Origin of the sequence: Pseudomonas sp. WS 5011 (assembly GCF_012985775.1) — a bacterium.
Lineage (GTDB): Bacteria > Pseudomonadota > Gammaproteobacteria > Pseudomonadales > Pseudomonadaceae > Aquipseudomonas > Aquipseudomonas peli.
The window spans coordinates 1-2,737 of record NZ_JAAQXA010000058.1 but is presented as its reverse complement, the minus strand read 5'-3'; the positions used below and the strand labels follow the sequence as shown (position 1 = coordinate 2,737).

At 51.5% G+C, this 2,737-nt stretch carries 2 protein-coding genes and 1 pseudogene; 1 reads left to right on the top strand and 2 read right to left on the bottom strand.

What is annotated here, in order from left to right:
- Positions 1-126 (top strand): annotated as a pseudogene (locus HBN63_RS21435) (transposase); the annotation flags it as partial.
- A 69-nt stretch (positions 127-195) separates the two neighbouring features.
- Here HBN63_RS21435 and umuC read toward each other — a convergent pair.
- Positions 196-1,470 carry a translesion error-prone DNA polymerase V subunit UmuC gene (gene umuC / locus HBN63_RS21430; protein WP_170050827.1) on the bottom strand — a complete coding sequence of 425 codons (1,275 nt, stop codon included), beginning with the start codon at positions 1,468-1,470 and terminating at the stop codon, positions 196-198.
- Complete coding sequence (umuD, locus tag HBN63_RS21425; RefSeq protein ID WP_345940507.1) at positions 1,463-1,903, bottom strand: translesion error-prone DNA polymerase V autoproteolytic subunit; 441 nt, start codon at positions 1,901-1,903, stop codon at positions 1,463-1,465. The genes umuC and umuD overlap by 8 nt, the downstream gene beginning before the upstream one ends.
- Positions 1,904-2,737 lie beyond the last annotated feature (834 nt).

Sequence of the window (2,737 nt, the reverse complement as noted above, 5' to 3'; positions counted from 1 at the left end):
TTCTTCGATCTGCACGCTGCAAACAAAAGCCAGTTGGCCGAACAAGCACTGCACGCGATGGGCAGCCTGTACGAAATCGAACGGCAAGCACGGGACATGAGCGATGAAGAACGCTGGCGAATACGACTGAGATCTCATGGCTTCTAGTGGCCATGGTATGAGAGGTCGTGTGGTGGGCTCTAATGACTTAAAAATCTATTGTGCTTTAACCTTAAATAGGTCCTGCCATCGAGTCGTGTAAGCCGGTGATAGCATCTCCCGGCGCATGCTCCACTCTGTGTGTTTGGTGATTCGTGCCGGCTTCAATGTCCCGCGTCCCCATCGTCCGTTGATGGCGTCCAGTGTTTTCATCAGGTGTTCGGTCCTCGGGGTTTGTTCGGGTGTAAATAGGTCTTTTGTGTATTCGTCACGTCGGCACAGATCCAGCAGCAGTACCTGAGCTTTGGCATAGCTAAACCCATTACGATAAAGCCGGCTTATTCCCTCGCGCGCTGCTGAAATGATCAGGCGTGTGTCGTCGGTCGGGTAGGGTAGCTGGAAAATCAGACCATTGGCATATTTAGCCTCTGCAGGGTTGAACATACCGGTACGCAGGCTGATGCGAATCTGCCGACACAGTGAGCCTTGTTGACGCAGTTTTTCAGCCGCTCGGGTGGCGTATGCAGTAACGGCTTCCTGAATCGGTTCGATGGTTTTCAGGCGTTTGCCGAACGAGCGACTGCAGCAGATTTCCTGTTTGGCTGGCTCAGTTTCTTCGAGCGCTAAACAGGCAGTACCGCGCAGTTCGCGTGCGGTTTTCTCGATCACCACATTGAAGCGCTTGCGCAGTTCTCGAGCATCATGTCTAGCCAAATCCCAGGCGGTTTTGATGCCCAGTGCGTTTAGATGAGTTTGCATGTGTGCGCCGATTCCCCAGACTTCTCCTACGGGCACGATATTAAGTAGCTTGTCGCGCCGGATCGGATCACGTAAGTCGACGACTCCGTCGGTCTGTTTTTGCCAGCGTTTGGCAGCATGGTTGGCCAGTTTCGCCAGGGTTTTGGTTTCAGCGATACCGATACCGACAGGGATGCCCGTTTTCTTTCTGATCTCGTTTTGGAGTGCTCTGGATAGATGCTCTAGGGGCTCCGTGATCCCTGAAAGGTCGGCGAAGGCCTCATCAATGCTGTAAACCTCAACGGCCGGCAGGCGCGCTTCTATGATGCTCATCACTCGCTCGCTCATGTCGCCATAGAGTGCGTAGTTGCTGCTGAAAGTCATAATGCCATGACGGTCGAGTTCGCCACGGATTTCATGGAATAGCGCCCCCATTTTTACGAAGGGCTTAGCATCGGCAGAGCGAGCAATTACGCAGCCGTCGTTGTTGCTTAGTACCACGATAGGGGTGTGCTGCAGGTCAGGCCGGAACACTCGCTCGCAGCTTGCGTAGAAGCTGTTGCAGTCTATTAGTGCGAATACTGCCTCAGGCATGGTGGCGGTGGTTCCTAAGGCTGTGACTCACAACCCCCCAAATCATCAGTTCGTCATTGTCAATTACATATCGAGGTGCGTAATCAGGGTGCTCGGATTGCAGCACATACGACTTATGATGCCGGCCCAAACGTTTGACGAATACATCACCATTTAGACAGGCCACAACGATGTCGCCCGGCTTTGCTTCCAGTGCGCGACTGACGATCAGGTAATCGCCATCGAAGATTCCTGCGCCATTCATGCTTTCACCGCTTACCAGCGCGACATAAGTGTGTGGTGTATTGATGTCGAGAAGCTCGTCCAGAGATAGTTTGTGTTCCATGTGTTCCATGTGTACCATGTGATCCAGGGCAGGACTGGGAAAGCCGGCGGGAATGTGCGCCTCAAAAAATGGAAGGTGAGTGCAATTGGTGTGTAGTTCGCTAAGGATCTGAGCGTGCTCATAGAGGATTCGCCTGTACTGATTTTATATACAGTATCCGGTGATTTTTAGATTCGACAAGGGGTGTTCGTCGGCGTGCACCCCCGAGCTGTTTGAGTTCTGTGGCGAAATTTTGTGCATCGCACCTGTGTGCTTGATGATTGGGGGGCTTCTGGTCCTGATGCTGATGATCTGGTCAGGCTGTTTGTATGCAGCACTGCTATTGATCGGCTAGTGCCGCTTTCCTCGGGGGGATGCGTCGCTTCTTTCATATATGGATGCAGTGCATCTCTACCTGGGCTTAAAGAAGGGGTTGCCGCTTCTGAAGACGGCGCGTGGCTAGCTGAGTGGCTGCAGTCTTTGATTTCGTGGGTGTTGAGACAAAAGCGCAATAATTGATTGACCTTCGTTTGCCAGTCCCTATAATGCGCACCTCTTCAGGCGTAAGCAGCTTCTTAAACTTCTTATAAAACAAGAAGTTAGATTTAAAAAGGAGTTGCAAAGCAGCGAAAGCTGCGTAGAATGCGCTTCCTCTTCAGGAGGTAGTGTTTGAGTCTGAAGGGGTTCGGTCGAGATGATCGAAAGCGGTAAAAGAGGCGGTTGACAGCGGTTTGAAACGCTGTAGAATTCTCCTCCCGCTGACGAGAAGATAGATGTTGATCGAAGGCGCAAGTGGTTGAGATTGAAAAGAAATTTTCGAAATCACTTGACGGAGAATGAGGCTGCTGTAGAATGCGCACCTCGGTTGAGACGAAAGACTTAACCACCGCTCTTTAACAACTGAATCAAGCAATTCGTGTGGGTGCTTGTGAGGTAAGACTGCTAGTCGCAAGATTATCAGCA